17 protein-coding genes are annotated in these 18,910 nt (G+C 74.0%); 9 read left to right on the top strand and 8 right to left on the bottom strand.

Annotated elements, in window-relative coordinates; translation table 11 throughout:
• Positions 1-70: 70 nt before the first annotated feature.
• Positions 71-2,734, bottom strand: a complete 2,664-nt coding sequence (locus FHX71_RS04220; RefSeq protein WP_182614564.1) for an FtsK/SpoIIIE family DNA translocase — start codon at positions 2,732-2,734, stop codon at positions 71-73.
• A gap of 342 nt (positions 2,735-3,076) precedes the next feature.
• Complete coding sequence (locus FHX71_RS04215) at positions 3,077-3,487, bottom strand: hypothetical protein (protein ID WP_182614563.1); 411 nt, start codon at positions 3,485-3,487, stop codon at positions 3,077-3,079.
• Between the two features lie 86 nt (positions 3,488-3,573).
• Between FHX71_RS04215 and FHX71_RS04210 the strand changes: the two genes are divergently transcribed.
• Entirely contained in the window at positions 3,574-4,161 is a 588-nt protein-coding gene (locus tag FHX71_RS04210; protein WP_182614562.1) for a TetR/AcrR family transcriptional regulator, read from the top strand.
• A gap of 42 nt (positions 4,162-4,203) precedes the next feature.
• On the opposite strand, the gene add is transcribed toward FHX71_RS04210, so the two are convergent.
• Positions 4,204-5,217 (bottom strand): adenosine deaminase, encoded by a 1,014-nt coding sequence (gene add / locus FHX71_RS04205; RefSeq protein ID WP_182614561.1) that lies wholly within the window; start codon positions 5,215-5,217, stop codon positions 4,204-4,206.
• 67 nt (positions 5,218-5,284) lie between these two features.
• Here add and FHX71_RS04200 point away from each other — a divergent pair, with 67 nt between their 5' ends.
• Together FHX71_RS04200 and FHX71_RS04195 are read left to right on the top strand one after the other, a co-directional pair.
• Entirely contained in the window at positions 5,285-7,147 is a 1,863-nt protein-coding gene (locus FHX71_RS04200) for an HSP90 family protein (protein ID WP_182614560.1), read from the top strand.
• Positions 7,144-9,501: a tetratricopeptide repeat protein gene (locus FHX71_RS04195; protein ID WP_182614559.1), complete on the top strand. Its 2,358-nt coding sequence runs from the start codon at positions 7,144-7,146 to the stop codon at positions 9,499-9,501. Before FHX71_RS04200 ends, FHX71_RS04195 begins: the two co-directional genes overlap by 4 nt.
• 41 nt (positions 9,502-9,542) lie before the next feature.
• On the opposite strand, the gene FHX71_RS04190 is transcribed toward FHX71_RS04195, so the two are convergent.
• The 5 genes from FHX71_RS04190 to rraA all read right to left on the bottom strand — a co-directional run bounded on the left by FHX71_RS04190 (position 9,543) and on the right by rraA (position 14,530).
• Positions 9,543-10,199 (bottom strand): DUF998 domain-containing protein, encoded by a 657-nt coding sequence (locus tag FHX71_RS04190; RefSeq protein ID WP_182614558.1) that lies wholly within the window; start codon positions 10,197-10,199, stop codon positions 9,543-9,545.
• Between the two features lie 122 nt (positions 10,200-10,321).
• Positions 10,322-11,098, bottom strand: a complete 777-nt coding sequence (locus tag FHX71_RS04185; protein WP_182614557.1) for a DUF4328 domain-containing protein — start codon at positions 11,096-11,098, stop codon at positions 10,322-10,324.
• A gap of 231 nt (positions 11,099-11,329) precedes the next feature.
• A complete protein-coding gene (locus tag FHX71_RS04180; protein ID WP_182614556.1) occupies positions 11,330-13,015 on the bottom strand; it encodes a ribonuclease J in 1,686 nt (561 codons plus the stop codon).
• A 33-nt stretch (positions 13,016-13,048) separates the two neighbouring features.
• Positions 13,049-14,014: a 4-hydroxy-tetrahydrodipicolinate synthase gene (gene dapA, locus FHX71_RS04175; RefSeq protein WP_182614555.1), complete on the bottom strand. Its 966-nt coding sequence runs from the start codon at positions 14,012-14,014 to the stop codon at positions 13,049-13,051.
• Between the two features lie 51 nt (positions 14,015-14,065).
• Entirely contained in the window at positions 14,066-14,530 is a 465-nt protein-coding gene (rraA, locus tag FHX71_RS04170) for a ribonuclease E activity regulator RraA (RefSeq protein ID WP_182614554.1), read from the bottom strand.
• 104 nt (positions 14,531-14,634) lie between these two features.
• Between rraA and FHX71_RS04165 the strand changes: the two genes are divergently transcribed.
• The 6 genes from FHX71_RS04165 to FHX71_RS04140 all read left to right on the top strand — a co-directional run bounded on the left by FHX71_RS04165 (position 14,635) and on the right by FHX71_RS04140 (position 18,886).
• Positions 14,635-16,107, top strand: a complete 1,473-nt coding sequence (locus FHX71_RS04165) for an NAD-dependent succinate-semialdehyde dehydrogenase (RefSeq protein ID WP_182614553.1) — start codon at positions 14,635-14,637, stop codon at positions 16,105-16,107.
• Positions 16,108-16,167: 60 nt separating this feature from the next.
• Entirely contained in the window at positions 16,168-16,935 is a 768-nt protein-coding gene (locus FHX71_RS04160) for an AzlC family ABC transporter permease (protein WP_182614552.1), read from the top strand.
• Positions 16,932-17,252 carry an AzlD domain-containing protein gene (locus FHX71_RS04155; protein WP_182614551.1) on the top strand — a complete coding sequence of 107 codons (321 nt, stop codon included), beginning with the start codon at positions 16,932-16,934 and terminating at the stop codon, positions 17,250-17,252. The genes FHX71_RS04160 and FHX71_RS04155 overlap by 4 nt, the downstream gene beginning before the upstream one ends.
• A gap of 68 nt (positions 17,253-17,320) precedes the next feature.
• Positions 17,321-17,824, top strand: coding sequence for a GNAT family N-acetyltransferase (locus tag FHX71_RS04150; RefSeq protein WP_182614550.1), 504 nt, complete (start codon positions 17,321-17,323; stop codon positions 17,822-17,824).
• Between the two features lie 112 nt (positions 17,825-17,936).
• Complete coding sequence (locus FHX71_RS04145; RefSeq protein ID WP_182614549.1) at positions 17,937-18,404, top strand: hypothetical protein; 468 nt, start codon at positions 17,937-17,939, stop codon at positions 18,402-18,404.
• Positions 18,401-18,886 carry a GNAT family N-acetyltransferase gene (locus tag FHX71_RS04140; protein ID WP_182614548.1) on the top strand — a complete coding sequence of 162 codons (486 nt, stop codon included), beginning with the start codon at positions 18,401-18,403 and terminating at the stop codon, positions 18,884-18,886. The genes FHX71_RS04145 and FHX71_RS04140 overlap by 4 nt, the downstream gene beginning before the upstream one ends.
• Positions 18,887-18,910: the final 24 nt, after the last annotated feature.

Raw genomic sequence — 18,910 nt, 5'->3', positions numbered from 1 at the left:
CTGGACGTGTCAGACGCTCAGGTCCCCCGAGGGACCTGAGCGTCTGACACGTGCGGGGTGGTCTGACGGGTCAGCGCACCGGCTCGGCGTCGTCGTGGTAGTCGCGCGCCACGGGCGGCATGTGCCCGTCCGTGCCGTCGGCGTACTGGTCGCCGCCGGACGACGACGGCCCGGCGGACGCGCCGTCGTCGGACCCGCCGTCGGACTGGTCGAAGACCCCGGCCGGCTCCTCGCCCCGGATGAGGGCGAGCGCGGACGGCAGGTCGTCGGCGGCCACGAGCACGTCGCGCGCCTTGGAGCCCTCGGAGGGCCCCACGATCTCCCGCGACTCCAGGAGGTCCATGAGCCGCCCCGCCTTGGCGAAGCCCACGCGGAGCTTGCGCTGCAGCATCGACGTGGAGCCGAACTGGGTGGTGACCACGAGCTCGGTCGCCTGCAGCAGCAGGTCGAGGTCGTCGCCGATGTCCTCGTCGACCTGCTTCTTGGCCGCGGCGGGCGCGGCGACGTCCTCGCGGTAGATCGGCTTGAGCTGGCTCTTGACGTGCTCGACGACCTGGTGCACCTCGGACTCGGTGACCCACGCGCCCTGGACGCGCATCGGCTTGGCCGCGCCCATGGGCAGGAACAGGGCGTCGCCCTGGCCGATGAGCTTCTCGGCGCCGGGCTGGTCCAGGACCACGCGCGAGTCGGCGAGCGAGGAGGTCGCGAAGGCGAGCCGTGAGGGCACGTTCGCCTTGATGAGGCCGGTCACGACGTCGACGGACGGGCGCTGCGTGGCCAGCACGAGGTGGATGCCCGCGGCGCGCGCGAGCTGCGTGATGCGCTGGATCGAGGCCTCGACGTCGCGCGGGGCGACCATCATGAGGTCCGCGAGCTCGTCGACCACCACGAGCAGGTACGGGTACGGCGCGATCTTGCGCTCCGAGCCCGGGAGCGGCTTGACCTTGCCCGCGCGGACAGCGACGTTGAAGTCGTCGACGTGCTTGTAGCCGAAGGTCGCCAGGTCGTCGTACCGGGCGTCCATCTCGCGCACCACCCAGTCGAGGGCCTCGGCGGCCTTCTTGGGGCTGGTGATGATCGGCGTGATCAGGTGCGGGATGCCCTCGTAGATCGTCAGCTCGACGCGCTTGGGGTCCACGAGGATCAGACGCACCTGCTCGGGGGTGGACCGCATGAGGATCGAGGTGATCATCGAGTTGATGAAGCTCGACTTACCGGCGCCCGTGGCACCGGCCACGAGGATGTGCGGCATCTTCGCGAGGTTCGCAACGACGTAGCCGCCCTCGACGTCCTTGCCCACGCCCATCACCATCGGGTGCTCGGTGCGGCGCGCGGCGCCGGAACGCAGCACGTCACCCAGCACGACCGTCTCGCGGTCGGAGTTCGGGATCTCGATGCCGATCGCGGACTTGCCCGGGATGGGCGACAGGATGCGCACGTCCGCGCTCGCCACGGCGTACGCGATGTTGTTGGACAGCGAGGTGATGCGCTCGACCTTGGTCTTCGGCCCCACCTCGACCTCGTACCGCGTGACCGTCGGTCCGCGGCTGAAGCCGGTGACCTTCGCGTCCACGCCGAACTGCTCGAACACGCCGGTCAGCGACTCGACCACGCGGTCGTTCGCGGCCGAGCGCGCCTTGTGCGGCGGCCCCTGGACCAGCACGTCCTCGTCCGGGAGCAGGTAGACCGTGTCGCCCTCCAGCATGGGCTGCACGCCCCGCGGCATCGGTTCGCCCGCCTCAGGCGGCCGGGGCCCGTCCTTCTTCGCCGACGCCGACGACGTCGGCTCGCCGTCCGGACCGAGCACGCCCGGGCCGATGGCGGGGGCGCCGGTGACCTTGCCGGCGGACTGGCTGGTGGGGATGCGCTGGGTCATGAGCTTGCCGGCCTTCGCGGCCCGCTCCTCGACCTCGGCGGCCTTCTCGAACGCCTCGTCGCCGACGAACCCGGCCAGGCGCTCCTTCTCGGCCGCGATCTCCTGCTTGGTGCGGCGCTTGCGGCGCTTCGCCTCGGGCTTGCCGTCGTGCGCCGAGACGCCGTCGGCCAGGGAGAGCCCGTCGGGGTCCTCGGCGTGCTCCTCGCGGTGGTTGCCGGTGAGCCGGTCGTACATGCCGCGCAGGCGCGCGGGGATGCGGTGCACCGGGGTGGCCGTGACGATCAGGATGCCGAAGAACCCGGCGAGCACGTACAGCGGGATGGCGAACCACTGCGTCAGCCCGGTGACCACCGGCGTGGCGAAGAGGAACCCGATCACGCCGCCGGCGTCCTGCACGGGGACGAAGCCGTCCGCGGGCGAGGGCAGGCCCGCGCTGATGTGCACCAGGGAGCAGGTGGCGACGACCAGGAAGCCGAGCCCGATCGCCACGCGGCCGTTCTGCTGGGTGCGCTCCGGGTGGCGCATCACGCGGAAGGCGAGCCACATGAGCAGCACGGGCAGGGCCACGCCCGCGACGCCGAGCGTGCCCGCGACCACCGCGTGCACGCCGTCGCCGAAGGGGCCGTCGATCCCCCACCACTCCCGGGCCGCGACGATGACCGCCACGGCGAGCAGCGCGAAGCCGACGCCGTCGCGCCGGTGGTCCGGCAGGTCCGGTTCCGTCTGCTGTCCTGTGCTCTTGCTCGTGCTGTTCCTCGCCACGCCGCTCTTTCCCGCGTTCTGTGCGTCCTCGTCCGCTGCGTCCGGCGCCCGTCGCGGCCCCGCGGCGCGGGTGGCGCCGCCGACCGCGTGCGCCATGCCCATCCAGAGGCCGCGGACCGCCCGCACCGGCCACGGCGGGCGGGACGGTGCGGAGGCAGCCTTGGCTGCCGGGCGGGTAGCCCCCCGGCGCTGGGTCGATCGCTTCGACGCTGCGGCGCGGGGCCTGGCGCTCTTCGCGCCCTGCCCGGAACTCTTCCCGGAACCTCGCCGGGCCGACGTGCGGGTCGCCATGATGTCGCCACCGTAACCGGCGACGACGGCCCGGCCCAGGACCCCTCGCGGTGTGTCCCGGACCGGGCCGTCGACCGGTTTGCCCCGCTACGCGCCCGGCCGGCCGCGCGATCCGGGCGGGCCCGGGGCAGGATAAGCGCGGGCCGCTCAGCCCAGCAGCAGGCCGCCCGCGAGCGTCACGACGCCCGCGCCCAGGACCACCGCACCGGCCGGCAGCAGCACGACGGCGCGGTTGGGCGCGGTGCGCCCCGTCCCGATCGCGGAGAGGAAGAAGCCCGCCGGCATGAGGATCGCGGCGACCAGCACCCCGGTGGCGGCGAGCCAGCGCAGGAACCCGGTCAGGCCCGTCGCCTCGGTGAGCAGCAGGCAGAGCAGGCCGAGGATCACCAGCACGCCCGCGTGCGCGTGGCCGGCCCGGAAGAAGCTCTTCTGCAGGTCGGTCGTGGCGAGGCGCCCGCCGAAGACCTTGAGCAGGAAGAAGCCGCCGGACTCGATCCCGACGACGGTCAGCAGCACGATGCCCGCGGTGATGCGGGCGGGGTCCGAGAGCTCGAGCACGACGTCCTCCTGGGGGTTCCGTTGTTTTGTAACAGTGTTATCAAACAACGTTCGCAAACTCGCGTCAAGACTTCTAGACTCTCGGCATGGCCCGACCGCGACTGCACGACGACGCCCTGCGCACCCGGCTCCTGGAGGTCACCTCCCGGATCGTCTCGGCCGACGGCGAGACCGCCGTCACCGTGCGGAAGGTCGCCGCCGACGCCGGGACCAGCGCGTCGGCGGTCTACGCGCTGCTCGGCTCGCGCGAGGCGCTGGTCGAGGCCGTGAGCGAGGAGGGTTTCCGGCGGTTCGCCGAGCACCTGGCCGCCGTCGGGCAGGGCGAGGACCCGGGGGCGGACCTGCGCGACCTCGGCCGCGCCTACCGCAGGTTCGCCCTGGCCGACCCGCACTTCTACCGCGTCATGTTCTACCGCGGCGTGACCCCGGCCGACCGCGACCCGGCGGGCGCCGTCGACAGCCCGACCTTCACCGTGCTGCACGACGCCGTCGCCCGGGCCCTGCCGGGCGCGCCGGCCGGGCACGTGCTGAGCGCGGCCGTCGGGCTGTGGGGGCTGGTGCACGGGCTCGTGTCGCTGGAGCTGGCCGGGCTGCTGCCCGGGGACGAGGCCGCGCGGACGGCCGCGTTCGACGAGGCGGCCGGGACGGTCGGGTCGGCGCTGCTGCGGGGCTGACGACGTCGTCCGCCCGCGGCGGGCGTGGCCGCCGGCGAGGGCTCAGGCGCCGGCGACACGCCAGGCCTCGACGTCCGCCAGGTGTGCCACCACCCGGTCGCGGGGCAGGAACGAACCCTGGAAGGACGCCGCCGCGAGCGCCGCGCGCTGGTCGCGGGTCAGGCCGAGGGCGGCGGTGACGGCGTCGTCGACGTCGTCCACGTAGGCGCCGAAGTAGGGCGGGTCGTCGGAGTTGATGCTGACCAGCAGGCCCGCCTCGATCATGGCGGGCAGGGGGTGCTCGGTCAGGGACGGGACGGCGCGCAGCCGCACGTTGGAGACCGGGCAGACCGTGAACGGGACCTGCTCGGCGGCGACGCGGGTGAGCAGGTCGGGGTCCTGGACGACGGCGATGCCGTGGTCGATCCGCTCGGCGTGCAGCAGGTCGAGGGCGTCGCGGACGTTCGCGGCGGGGCCCTCCTCTCCCGCGTGCGCGGTGCGGCGCAGCCCGGCCTCGCGGGCGCGTGCGTAGAGGTCGGTGAACAGGCCGGGCGGGTAGCCGATCTCGGCGTTGTCCAGGCCGATGCCGACGATCGGCGCGCGCGTCGCGAGGAGCCGGTCGAGCACGTCGAGCGCGTCGACGACGGGCTTGTCGCGGTGGAACGAGGCGATGAGCAGGGTCGAGACGCCGTGGTCGGCGGCGCTGGTCGCCAGGACGGACGCGATGCCGCCGACGACGTCCTCCAGCGGGACGCCGCGCGCCAGGTGGGCCTGCGGGTCGAAGCTGATCTCGGCGTGCCGGACCCCCGCGCGGGCCGCGCGCGTCAGGTAGGCGCGGGTCAGGTCGGCGAAGTCGGCCGCGGTGCGCAGCACGGCCATGTTCGCGGTGTACAGCTCCAGGAAGGAGCCGAGGTCGGCGAAGTCGTAGGCGGCGCGCAGGCTCGCCGGGTCCGGATAGGGCAGGGCGACGCCGTTGCGGGCCGCCAGCTCGAAGGCCAGGCCGGGCTCCAGGGTGCCCTCGACGTGCACGTGCAGCTCTGCCCGCGGCGGGCGGGACGACGGTGCGCTCGTGGTCATGCAGGCAGGTTACGTGGCGGACATTCGTGAGGGGGTGTCAGTGGGCCCCACTAGCATCGCGCCCACCATGACGACGCACGAGACCCCGACGGAATCACCGCACACGTTCCAGGTCGACCTTCGCGGGTTGGTGGACCTGTTGTCCCAGCACCTGTACGCCAGCCCCCGCGTGTACGTCCGCGAGCTGCTGCAGAACGGCGTCGACGCGATCACCGCGCGACGCGCCCTGGACCCCGGCGCCCCCGGCACGGTCCGCATCCACGCCACCGGCACCGCGCTGCGGGTCACGGACTCCGGAATCGGGCTCACCGAGCCGGAGGTGCACCAGCTCCTGGCCACGATCGGGCGCAGCTCCAAGCGGGACGGCCTGCAGGAGGCCCGCAAGGAGTTCCTGGGCCAGTTCGGCATCGGCCTGCTGGCGTGCTTCGTCGTGGCCGAGACCATCCGGGTGGTGAGCCGCTCGGCCCGGACGCCGGACGCGCTGCCCGTGGAGTGGGTCGCGCGCGGGGACGGCTCGTACACGGTCCGCACCCTGGCGGACGACGAGCACCCGGAGCCGGGCACGACCGTGCACCTCACGGCACGCCACGGCAGCGAGCAGTGGTTCGACGCCGGCACGGTGGCCGGGCTGGCCGCCGACTTCGGGGCGCTGCTGCCCTACGACGTGCGCGTGGGCGACGAGCCGGTCACCGGGCAGCGGCCCCCGTGGGAGGTCGAGCACACCAGCCCGACCGCGCGGACGACGGCGCTGTCGGCGTACTGCCAGGACACGTTCGGCTTCGCGCCGCTCGACTCGATCGAGCTCGACCTTCCGCTGGTCGGCATCCGCGGCGTGGCCTACGTGCTGCCCGGCCTCGTCAGCCCCGCGCAGCGCGGCGGGCACCGGGTGCACCTCAAGGGCATGCTGCTCACGGACCGCGCCGAGACGCTGCTGCCGGACTGGGCGTTCTTCGTGCGGTGCGTGCTGGACACGGACGCCCTGCGGCCCACGGCCAGCCGCGAGCAGCTCTACGAGGACGAGACGCTGGCCGCCGTCCGCGAGGCGCTGGGCGACCGGGTCCGCGACTGGCTCGCGCAGCTCGCGGCCACCTCCCCGGAGCGCCTGCGGCGCTTCCTCGCCGTGCACCACCTGGGCGTCAAGGCGCTCGCCCTGCACGACGACGACGTGCTGCGGACCATGCTCCCGTGGCTGCCGTTCGAGACGTCGGAGGGCGAGCTCACGCTCGACGACCTGGCCCGGCGGCACCGGACGGTGCACTTCACGCGCACGGTCGACGAGTTCCGGCAGGTCTCCGCCATCGCCGCGGCGCAGGGCATGGCCGTCGTCAACGGCGGGTACACCTACGACGCCGCCCTGGTCGAGGCCCTGCCCCTGGCCCGGCCCGAGGTCGCCGTCGAGGAGCTGGACGCGTCGGTGGTGACGGCGCACCTCGACCACCTGGACCCGTCGGCCGAGCTAGCACTGGCACCGCTGCTGGCTACGGCCCGGACCCGGCTCGACCCGCTGGACTGCGACGTCGTCGCGCGGGCGTTCCACCCGGCGTCGCTGGCGGCGATCCACCTGGACGACCGCTCCGCCCGGCACGAGCGCGCCCGCGCCGAGGCCGAGAGCCAGGCCGACGACCTGTGGGCCGGCATCCTCGGCTCCCTGCGCGAGGAGGCGCCGCGCGCCAGGCTCGTGCTGAACCACCTCAACCCGCTGGTGCGCCGCATCGCGGGGCTGCCCGACCCCGACCTGGCCGGCGTGGCGGTCGAGGCCCTGTACGGGCAGTCGCTGCTCCAGGCCCGGCGGCCCCTGCGTCCCGTGGACCAGGCGCTCGTGAACCGCGCGTTCGGCGAGCTCCTGGAGTGGGCGGCGCCGGCCCGCCCGCCGGCTCGCGACGACCAGCCCCGTGACCGGGCCGACGACACCCAGGAGAAGGACCGATGACCCAGATCACCGACCTCGCGATGCTCCAGGAGGCGATCTGGGAGAACAACCAGCGTCCCCACGGCACCGGGCAGGCCGCGGCCGCCGAGAACATCGTCGGCCAGGCCGAGGCGCTCGGCCCCGAGGCCGAGATCAAGGCACTGTTCCACCTGATCAGCGCCTACGAGTTCAGCGCGGACCGGCACAAGATGCTGGTCCCGTTCGCGCGCGTCCTGCGGCTGTGGGACCAGGACCCGACCGTCTTCGACCACTCCACCACCCACTCCCTGTTCTGGGACTTCAAGTGGGTCACGACGGGCATGCTCGACCTGCCCCGCGTGCCGCTGGCCGCCATCGAGAACTGGCTGACGGAGATGGACCGCCGCTACCGCCTGGCCGGGCACACCGAGCGGGCCGTGCGGATGTCCGAGTTCTACATCGCCGACCACGTCGGCGACACGGGGCGCGCGCAGCGGGCGTTCGACGGCTGGCTGGCCGCCGAGCGCGGCGAGATGGCGGACTGCCACGCCTGCGAGACCGCCCGGCAGGGCGAGTTCTACGCCGACGGCGGCGACGACGCGAAGGCGGTCCGGCACTGGCAGCCCGTGCTCGACGGGCAGCAGACCTGCGCCGAGGAGCCGCACCGCGCGCTGGCGCGGTCGCTGCTGCCCCTGGTCCGGCTGGGTCGGCTGACGGAGGCCCGGACCAACCACCTGCGCGGCTACCCCATGGTCAAGGGCTCGGAAAGCCTGATGCACTCCGTGGCCAAGCACATCGAGTTCTGCGCGCTCACCGGCAACGAGGCGCGCGGGCTCGAGCTGCTCGCCGACACCCCGGCCTACTTCCAGGCCGACGGCGAGCCCGAGCCCCGCATGGGCTTCTACGCCGTGACCGCGCTGCTCATGGACCGCCTGGTCGCCCTGGGCCGCGGCGACCTGCGGGTGCCCGGCCCGGCCGGGCGCTCCTGGACCGCGGCCGACCTCGCCGAGCACGCCCGGACCGAGGCGCTGACGCTGGCCGGCCGGTTCGACGCCCGCAACGGCACGACGGCGGTGAGCGAGCGGGTGCGGGCCGGCCTGGGAGCCGAGCCGCTGCTGGACCGGCTGCCGCTGGGCCTACGCGCGGTGCTGCCGGTGGTCTCCGGTGGTGCCGTGGCTGCCGGTGGCGCGGGGCCGGCCGGGGACGCCGGCGGTTCCGACGGCGCCACGGGCACCGGCCGGGACGACGACGCCGGCGCGGGTGTCGCCTCCGACGTCGGGCCCGGGGCTGACGACGGGGCCGACGGCGACATGCCCGTCGCCGTCCGCGCGGCGCTCGACCGGTACGAACAGGCCAAGGCGAACGACGACCTGGCGGGCATGGCGGCGGGGATGTCGGAGGCGATCGACCAGGCCGGAGACGCCGCGGCCCCCGGTTGGCGCGCGGGCGCGCACCTGCAGCTCTCCGAGGTGCTGGCTGCCCAGGAGGACCTGCCGGGCGCCGTGCACCACGCGTACGAGGCGGTGGCGTGGGCCGATCTCACCGACCCGCGGTTCGCGGTCGCGGCCCGGACCCGGCTCGGCGGCCTCCTCATGGCGGGCCGTCGGCACGACGAGGCGGCGCCGGTGCTGGAGCAGGCCCTGACCGACCTGGACCCCTCCCCCGAGGTGCACGGGGAGGGCAACCTCGTGCAGGTCCGCTGGTGGCTCGGGGAGTGCGCCGCCCACCGCCACGAGCCCGCGGAGGCGGCCCGGCACTGGCTCGCCGCGGCGCAGGTGGCGCAGCACTGGCCGGAGCAGGACGACCACGCGATGCTCGCCACCCTGGCCGCGGAGGCCCTGGAGCGGGCCGGGGAGGGCCTGTCGGCCGAGCTGGCCTACGAGCGGGCCGCCGACCTGTGGGCCGAGGTGGGCGACGCGCTGCACCAGGTCCGCACCACCCGCGCCTGGGCGTGGGCGGTCCGCAACCGCGACGTCGCCGAGGCGAGCCGGATCATGACCGGCGCGACGCGGGCGTGCGAGGCGGCCCTGGCCGACTCGACCGACCCCGACGAGCTCGCGGAGCTGCGTGTCCAGCTCCCCGAGACCCTGGAGCAGCACGCCCGGGTGATCGCCGACGAGGACCTGGACACGGGCCGCTTCCGCGGCCTGCACGACGGCGCCCTGGAGGAGGCCTACGCGCTGGCGGGCCGTGCCGAGTCCCTCCTGCGGGAGTCGGACGACGTCGCCCGCTGGTGCCGCGCGGCCCTGCTGGCCGCCGAGCTGGGGGTCGAGTCGGGCAGCGTCGCGGCAGGCCTGGAGCTGGTCGCGGCCGTGGAGGCGCGGATCGAGGGCGACGAGGAGCTCGGCGCCTTCGGCGGCCACGCGGGCTGGATCCGGGACCAGGTCACCACCTGACCGGCGGTCCCTGCGGCAGGCGGCTGCCGCAGGGACCGTCGTCAGCGGCGCGCCACCTCCGGGTGCGGCACCGTCCGGTACAGCCGCAGCGAGGCGAGCAGGAGCCAGGCGAACCCGACGACGACGGCGAGCCACAGGCCGGCCATCCCCGAGGGTCCCAGCGCGACGCCCCCGACGAACCCCACGAGGACGACGACGCCCGCCACCCGGGACCACACGGCTGCCCGGCCCTCGCCGCGCCGGGCGAACCAGCCGCCGAGGAGCAGAGCGGCCACGGCCAGGGACACGAACCCGACGCCGCCGAACGCGAGGTGCAGGATGCCGGACGTCCCCGGCGTCGTGGCGCCGTCCTGGCCGGGCGGGAACCCGGGCATGGGGTCGGGCGGGAAGACCGCGCTCGCCATCATGGCGACGCCGTAGATCCCCACGGCGATCCCCGTGCCCCGCGCGTGCGCCCGGGCCATGCCCACCCCCGCGACCAGCACCATCAGCCCGCTCAGCGCCAGGTTGGCGGTCTGCATCCAGCCGAGATCGCCCAGCATGAGCACGCTGAGCGGGTGCCGCGAGAAGTCGAAGCCGTCCCGGGTCAGCGCCAGGACCAGCCCCACCACCAGGTAGAACGGCCCCGCAACCACTCCCCAGCCGAGCATCGACCGCGTCACCGCGGCGGCCGTGTCGAACTCCGTCTCCTGATCCATCTCGTCCCTCCGGACCCGTCGCACCGGCCGGCTGCCGGTGCACTACCAGAGGGACGGCGCCCGCCCGCCGGACTCATCGGTCCCGAGGAGTCGGGTTCAGGCGGACGGGCGGGTGCGAGGGCTCAGCCCAGTGCGGCGATGCGCGCACGCTGCGCGTGCGTGATGTCCCGGACGATCCCGACCCACAGCACGAGCGCGACGATCATCGACACCGTGGCGATGCCCTCCATCCCCACGAGCACATCGGCCGCGTTGGCCGCCGAGCCCTCCGTGGGACTGGATGTCAGGCGCCCCGCGAGGTTGGAGGTCCCGAGGTAGACGAGCCATGCGGCCCACCAACCACCGATCGCCGGCACGGAAGCGCGCGACGTCGACCGCCCCACGTCGCGGACCACCTGGAACGGGAACCACAGCGAGACCACGGGTACCACCCAGCCGAGCCAGACCCAGACGGGCCCGCGCTTGTGGGCGAAGGTCGGGTTGACCGCCGTCGCGATGTTCCGGCTCGCGGTGAGCCAGAAGCAGGTGACCAGGAACGCCGCGACCTGGACCAGCACCGAGAGCAGGCCGGCGGCGTCGTAGGTCGTGAAGTTGCTGTCGCGCGCGCCGAGGCCCGCGAGGTCCGCCCGCCGGAGGGCCTTGACGGCCTCGGGCGCCAGCAGGGACACCAGGACCTGGACAGCGGTCCACACCGAGGCGAGCACGATCACGGCGACGCCCAGCCCCGCCGCGCTGCGTACCGGAGGCCGCGCGGACTGCGGCGTCCAGTACGGCGCCGTCACCGGGCCCGCCGTCGGGCCGGCCGTCGACGAGTCGCCGGGCGCCACCGGACCGGTAGGCACCGGCGGTGCGGCCGGGAACGTCGGGCCCGCGGGCGGGACGAACGGGTCTTGCGTCATGAAGGTGCCTTTCCGCGCTTTCTGGAGAACACCCGAACGCTAGCCGCGCACCACCAGGACGAAGAGCGAAATACCGGGTGAACTCCGCAACCCCGGCGCAGCAGCCGCCCGCGGCGGGCCCGGAGACAAGAAACCGGGCGGGGTGACGCTGAGGTAGCAGTGCTACCTCAGCGTCACCCCGCCCGGGGAGTGCTGCCTACCCGGCCGGCCAGAGGGCCGGCCGGGCCGCGATCACGCCTCGACGACGACCGGGACGATCATCGGCTTGCGGCGCAACCGCGTCGCGACGTAACGCCCGATCGTGCGACGCATGATCTGCTGCAGCTGGTGAGTGTCCGTGGCCCCGCCCGCGATCGCGTTCTCCAGCGCCGCGGTGACCTCCGGCATCACCTTGTCGAACACCGAGGCATCCTCGGCCATACCCCGCGCCAGCACCTGCGGGGGTGCGAGCACCTTACCCGTCGCGGTGTCGATCACGGCGAAGACGGACACGAAGCCCTCCTCGCCGAGGATGACGCGGTCCTTCAGCTCGGCCTCGGTGATCTCACCGACGGACGAGCCGTCGACGTACACGTACCCGCAGGGCACGGCGCCGACGACGGAAGCCTTGCCGTCCACCAGGTCGACGACGACGCCGTCCTCGGCGAGCACGACGCGGTCGGCCGGCACGCCGGTCCGGACCGCGAGCGCCCCGTTGGCGACGAGGTGCCGGACCTCGCCGTGCACCGGCATGACGTTCTTGGGCTTGAGGATGTTGTAGCAGTACATGAGCTCGCCGGCCGAGGCGTGCCCGGAGACGTGCACCTTGGCGTTGCCGCCGTGCACGACGCGCGCGCCGAGGCGGGTGAGCCCGTTGATGATGCGGAAGACGGCGTTCTCGTTGCCCGGGATGAGCGACGACGCGAGGATCACGGTGTCGCCGTACTCGACCTGCACCTTGTGGTCGCCGTTGGCCATGCGCGACAGGGCCGCCATCGGCTCGCCCTGGGAGCCGGTGGACATGTAGACGATCTGGTCGTCCGGCAGCGAGTCGGCCTTCTTCAGGTCGATGAGCACGCCCGGGGGCACGTCGAGGTAGCCGAGGTCGGCGGCGATGCCCATGTTGCGCACCATGGAGCGCCCCACGAGGGCGACGCGGCGGCCGTGGGCGTGCGCGGCGCGCAGCACCTGCTGCACGCGGTGCACGTGGGAGGAGAACGACGCGACGATGATGCGCTTATCCGCGTGGGCGAACACGTTGTCCAGCACGGGGCCGATCTCGGCCTCGGGCGTCACGAAGCCCGGCACCTCGGCGTTGGTGGAGTCGACCATGAACAGGTCGACACCCTTCTCGCCGAGTCGGGCGAAGGCGCGCAGGTCGGTGATGCGGCCGTCGAGCGGCAGCTGGTCCATCTTGAAGTCACCGGTGTGCAGCACGGTGCCGGCGGCGGTGGTGACCGCCACGGCGAGCGCGTCCGGGATGGAGTGGTTGACCGCGACGAACTCGCAGTCGAAGACGCCGAGCTTCTCCTGCTGCCCTTCCTTCACCTCGAGGGTGTAGGGCTTGATGCGGTGCTCCTTGAGCTTCGCCTCGATGAAGGCGAGCGTCAGGCGCGATCCCACCAGCGGGATGTCCTTGCGCAGGCGCAGCAGGTACGGGACGGCACCGATGTGGTCCTCGTGCCCGTGCGTCAGCACGATCGCCTCGATGTCGTCGAGACGGTCCTTGATGTAGTCGAAGTCCGGCAGGATCAGGTCCACGCCGGGCTGGTTGTCCTCGGGGAACAACACGCCGCAGTCGATGATCAGCAGCCGTCCGGCATGCTCCAGGACCGCCATGTTGCGTCCCACCTCGCCCAGGCCGCCGAGGGCGACCACACGCAGTCCGCCGTCGGGCAGTGCGGGGGGCAGGGACAGTTCGGGGTGAGGATGACTCACGTGGCCTCCAAGGCCTCGTTCCAACAGAAAGTATTAGTGCCCGGCGGAGCTCGCCTGAGCGAGCTCGTTCACCTCGGGCTGGTGTGCGTCGCCGTCGCGCAGCAGGCCGGCCTGGGCCAGCACCGCGCGCAGGGCGGCGACCTCGTCGTCCGTCGCGGCGACGTTGGGCAGACGCAGGAAGCGGTTGTCCGTGACGCCGAGCAGCTCGACCGCGGCCTTGGCCATCACGGCCTGCGCGCCCGCGCCGTTCAGCGCGTCGATGACGCCGGTCGTCGTGCGGAAGACCTCGATCGCACCGGCGAGGTCGCCGGCGTCGAACCGGCGGACCGTCTCCGCGAAGTGTGCGCCGACCACGTGGGCCGACACGGACACGATACCCGCACCGCCGACGCTGAGGAACGGGAGCAGCAGCCCGTCGTCGCCGGAGTACCAGGCCAGGCCGGTCTCGCCGATCAGCTTGCTCGCCGCGTAGACGTCGCCGGTGGCGTCCTTGTTCGCGACGATGCGGGGGTGCTGGGCCAGACGCCGGAAGGTGTCCGGGGCGATGCGCACCACGGTGCGGCCGGGCACGTCGTACAGCATCACGGGCAGGTCGGTCGCGTCGGCGACGGCCACGAAGTGCTGGAACAGCCCTTCCTGGCTGGGCCGGGAGTAGTACGGGGAGACGACGAGCAGGCCGTCCGCGCCGGACTCCGCGGCCTGCTCGGCCATGCGGATCGCGTGCACGGTGTCGTTCGAGCCGGCGCCCGCCACGACGGCGGCGCGGTCGCCCACGGCCTCCACGACGGCGGCGACGAGCTCTTCCTTCTCGGGGGTGTGCGTGACCGGCGACTCGCCGGTCGTGCCGGACAGGACGATGCCGTCGTTGCCGTCGTCCACGAGCTTCTTCGCCAGCTTTACCGCTGCCTTCAGGTCCACGGCGCCGTCGGGCGTCATCGGGGTGACCATGGCAGTCAGGACCGCGCCGAACGGGCGCGCGGGATCAGTGGGAAGAACCATGGCCCTACCGTACCGTTTTCCGCCCCGTGACCGGGCTCCCGCCCCGCCGGTTCACCGCTCGACCAGCACGCCGTCCTCGTCCGCGTAGACCGTGGCGCCCGGTCGGAAGATGACGCCACCGATCTCGACCGGTTCGTCCACCACACCGGCGCCCGTCTTGGACGACTTGCGCGGGTTGGTGCCCAGTGCCTTGACCCCGAGCGCCAGCCCGCCGACCGCCACCGAGTCCCGGATCGCGCCGTGGATGATCGCGCCCGCCCAGCCGTTCTCGACCGCCGCGGCCGCGATGAGGTCGCCCATCAGGGCGCTGCGGAGCGAGCCGCCGCCGTCGACCACCAGGACCGCGCCCTCGCCCGGGGTCTGCGTCACGGCCTTGACCAGCCCGTTGTCCTCGTGGCACCGGATGGTGCGCACGGGGCCGGAGAAGGCCCGGACGCCGCCGAAGTCGCGCAGCTGCAGGGGCAGGGAGGCCAGCGCCTCGCCGTGCTCGTCGTACAGGTCGGCCGTCGCGGTCATCGGTGATCCCCCGTCTCGTTGGCGTGCGCCAGACCCTACCCGGTCCGAGACCCGGTCCCATGGCGGGCTTCCGACGCGCTTGCGCCGACGTGGATACTCGGAATATGACGGCGACGACGCTCTCCCCCACCCTCGTGGCGCACCTGCCCACCGGCCTGCTCATCGACGGCCACTGGGGCCCCGCGTCCGGCCGCGCGACGTTCGAGGTCACCGACCCGGCCACCGCCGAGCCCATCTTCGACGTCTCCGACGCCACGCCCGCCGACGCCGTCCGGGCCCTCGACGCCGCCCACGCGGCGGCCCCCGCCTGGCGCGCCGTGCCGCCCCGCGAACGCTCGGAGCTGCTGCGCGCCGTGTTCGTCCGCCTCATCTCCCGCGCCGACGACATCGCCGCCCTCATCACCGCCGAGGCCGGCAAGCCCCTGGCCGAGGCGCGCGCCGAGGTGGTCTACGGCGCCGAGTTCCTGCGCTGGTTCGCCGAGCAGGCCGTGCGCGCCGACGGCCTGGTGCGCACGGCGCCGTCGGGCGGGAACAAGCAGTACGTGAGCCGCCGCCCCGTGGGGCCCTCCCTGCTGATCACGCCCTGGAACTTCCCCATCGCCATGGCGACCCGCAAGATCGCCCCCGCGCTCGCGGCCGGCTGCACCGTGGTGGTCAAGCCCTCCGAGCTCACCCCGATGACCACGCTCCTGGTCGCGGAGATCATCCGCTCCGAGGCCGCGGGCCGGGGCCTGCCCACGGGCATCGTCAACGTGGTCCCGAGCACGCAGGCGGGCCCGGTCACCGAGCCGCTGTTCGACGACCCGCGGCTGCGCAAGGTCTCGTTCACCGGGTCGACCCGCGTGGGCCAGATCCTGCTGACGCAGGCCTCGAAGAACGTGCTGCGCAGCTCGATGGAGCTGGGCGGCAACGCGCCGTTCATCGTGTTCGAGGACGCCGACCTGGACGCCGCCGTGCAGGGCGCCCTGGTCGCGAAGCTGCGCAACTCCGGCCAGTCCTGCGTCGCGGCCAACCGCTTCCTGGTGCACGACGCCGTCGCGCGCCCCTTCGCCGAGAAGTTCTCCGCCGCGGTGGGCGCCATGGTCACCGCCCCGGGCACGCAGCCCGGCGCCCAGGTGGGCCCGCTCATCAACGAGGCCGCCGTCGAGAAGGTCACGGACCTGGTGGACGACGCCGCCGCGCACGGCGCCCAGGTGCTCACCGGCGGCTCGCGCCTCGACGGCCCGGGACACTTCTTCGAGCCGACGGTGCTCACCGGCGTGAGCGCCGACGCGCGCGTCGTCACCGAGGAGATCTTCGGCCCGGTCGCCCCGATCGTGGCCTTCGGGTCCGACGACGAGGCGATCGAGCTCGCCAACGGCACCCCCTTCGGCCTGGCCTCGTACGCGTACACGACGTCGCTCGCGCGGGCCCAGCGCGCGATGGACGAGATCGAGGCCGGGATGATCGGCATCAACCGCGGCCTGGTGTCCGACGCGAGCGCGCCCTTCGGCGGTGTCAAGGCCTCCGGCCTGGGCCGCGAGGGCGCCGAGGCGGGCATGGAGGAGTACCAGGAGACGGTGTACGTGGCGATGTAGCCGGCGTCCGGCCCGCGGGCGCCGGACCGGACAGGTCGGGCGACCACGTAGCCTCACAGCGTGAAGGTCCTCCCCACCGAACCGGCGGCCCGGGCCGCCGTCCGCCAGGGCGTGAGCGTCTCCGTGGCGACCGGTCTGTACGGCATCTCGTTCGGCGCCCTGTCGGTCGCGGCCGGCGTCGGCCTCGGCCCGACCATGGCCCTGAGCCTGCTCATGTTCTCCGGCGGCTCGCAGTTCGCGCTCATCGGCGTCATCGGCGCCGCGGGCACGCCCGTCGCCGCGGTCGCCACCGCCACCCTGCTCGGCCTGCGCAACACCCTGTACGGCGCGGTGGTCTCGCCGCTGCTCCAGGTGCGCGGCTGGCGCCGGGTCGCGGCGGCGCAGGTCACCATCGACGAGTCGACGGCGGTCGCCGTCGCCCAGCCCGACCACGCCACGTCCCGGATCGGGTTCTGGGTCACGGGCATCGGCGTGTACGTGCTCTGGAACGCGTTCGTGCTGCTCGGGGCGCTCGCCGGCGACGCGCTCGGCGACCCGCGCGCCTGGGGCCTCGACGCCGCGGCCGCCGCCGCGTTCCTCGCCCTGGTCTGGCCCCGGCTCGCGCCGCGCCGCGCGCAGGTCGTGGCGGCGCTCGCCGTCGTCGCCACCGCGGTGCTGATCCCGTTCGTGCCGCCGGGCATCCCGGTGCTCGCGGCGGCGGCCGTCGCGATCGTCGTCGGGCTGGTCGCGCCGACGACTCCCGGCGACCCCTTCGCCGAGGACGTGCCGATCGACGAGGCGTCCGCCGACAGTCCTGAGAACGAGTCCGACCGGGAGCCCGCCCGATGACCACCGCCGCCCTCTGGACCACCGTGCTGGTCGCCTCGCTGGCCTGCTTCGCGCTCAAGCTCGGCGGGCACCTCGTCCCGCGCTCGTGGCTCGCGTCCGAGCGCGTCTCCCGCGTCACGACGCTCGTCACGGTGGCGCTGCTCGTCTCGCTCGTCGTGGTCCAGGGCTTCGCCGACGGCCGCGCGCTCGTCGTCGACGCCCGGGTTCCGGCCCTGGCGGTCGCGGCCCTGGCGCTGGCCCTGCGCGCCCCGTTCATCCTGGTCGTCGTCCTGGCGGCGGCCACGGCCGCGGGCCTCCGCGCCCTGGGCTGGGGCTGACGCCCCGGCTCGACCTGGGGATCACGGGCGGACGACGGCGGGACGCCGCGTGGCGCTAGGGTGCTGTGATGGCCCTGTTTCGCGAGACCGCCGACGTGTCCGTCCGCCCCGCCGTCGCCGGCGACGAGGCGGCGGTGACCGACGTGCAGGTCGCGTCCTGGCAGGCGACCGGGGTGCTGGGCGAGGGGGTCATCGAGGCGCTCGACGTGCCCGCGATGCGCGAGCGCTGGGCCTCGGCGATCACGTCTCCGCCCGGTCCCGGATTCGGCGTGCTGGTGGCCCTCGACGGGCCGAAGGTCGTCGGCTTCGCCGCCGTCTCGCCCGGCCAGGTGTTGTCGCTCGAGGTGCTGCCCGGGTCCCAGCGCGGCGGTCACGGCTCGCGCCTGCTCGCCGCCGCCGTCGACCGCCTGCGCTCCGACGGCGCGGAGACCGTGACGACCTGGGCCCTGGTGGACGACACGGCGCGCGCGCAGTTCCTCGCCGCCAGCGGCCTCGGCGAGGACGGCCGCAGCCGCACCCTCGCGACAGGCGTGCGCGAGGTCGTCGAGCACCGCTGGTCCGCGCAGATCTGACGTCGGCCCGGCGCCTCGGCGCCGTCTCGGCAGCCCCGGTGTTCGGCAGGCGAACCCCAGGTTTCACGCCCGTGTGACAGTCCCGTGACACGACCTTGCGACCATCGGCGGCATGGGCATTCGCACGGAGTACTTCGTAGCCGCCACCGACGAGGTGGCCGCTACGGCGCTCCACGCGCCCGGCGGGCCGTCCGAGCCCGACCTGCGCACCGACCAGCCACGGTTCGACTCGGTCGCGGTACCGGCCGTGGACCCGTTCGTGATGCTCGGCGGGCTGGCCGGTGTGCTCTCCGGCCGCCCGTACGCCGAGGTGACGGCGCACCCGCGGCACGGTGCGCTCGTCGGGAGCGGCGGCGACGAGGGGCCCTGGATCGTGACGGTCGCCCAGACCCTCGTGGACGAGCTCGCCTCCGCCGGCCCCACCCGCCTGGCCCAGGCCGCCCGCGAGTGGTCGGGCACGACGACGCCCGCCGTCCCCCCGCAGGCCCTCGTCACGGCGCTGCTGTCGCTCGGTGCGCTCGCCGTCCGGGCGGCGGACGAGCGACACGGGATGTACTGCTGGACGAGTCTCACTGATTGAACGCCGTCGCCGTCCATCGGTTCGAGCCAGACTCCCCCGGCGCCGGCCTGGTCGCCCTGCTGACCGCGTACCACCTGCGGACGGAGGCGGAGAAGGGCGTACCCGTCAGCGACCCGGCGGCCCTGCCCGCCCGCTACAGGGCGGAGATCGAGGACCCCCGAGCCGCGTTCGCCGACGACGTCGTGCTGGTCGCCCGGCATGGTGACGCCGCCGTCGGCTGCCTCGTGGTGACCGCCCCGGCCGACGGGCGCGCCGAGCTCAAGCGGCTCTGGACCGTCCCCGAGCTGCGCGGCCACGGCGTGGCCTCGCGCCTGGTCGGCGCGGCCCTGGAGCACGCGGTCGAAGCCGGTGCCCGCACCGTCGCGCTCTCCGTCTGGGAGTGGCGCACCGGGGCGCTGGCGCTGTACGGGCGGCTGGGCTTCGCCGTCGTCGACCCGTGGGACGAACGCGACGGACTGGTCTGCATGGAACGCGCCGTCTAGCACGAGACCGTGGCACGACCAGGG

The organism is Promicromonospora sukumoe, from assembly GCF_014137995.1.
Taxonomy (GTDB): Bacteria; Actinomycetota; Actinomycetes; order Actinomycetales; family Cellulomonadaceae; genus Promicromonospora; species Promicromonospora sukumoe.
This window is presented reverse-complemented; position numbering and strand designations above follow the sequence as displayed.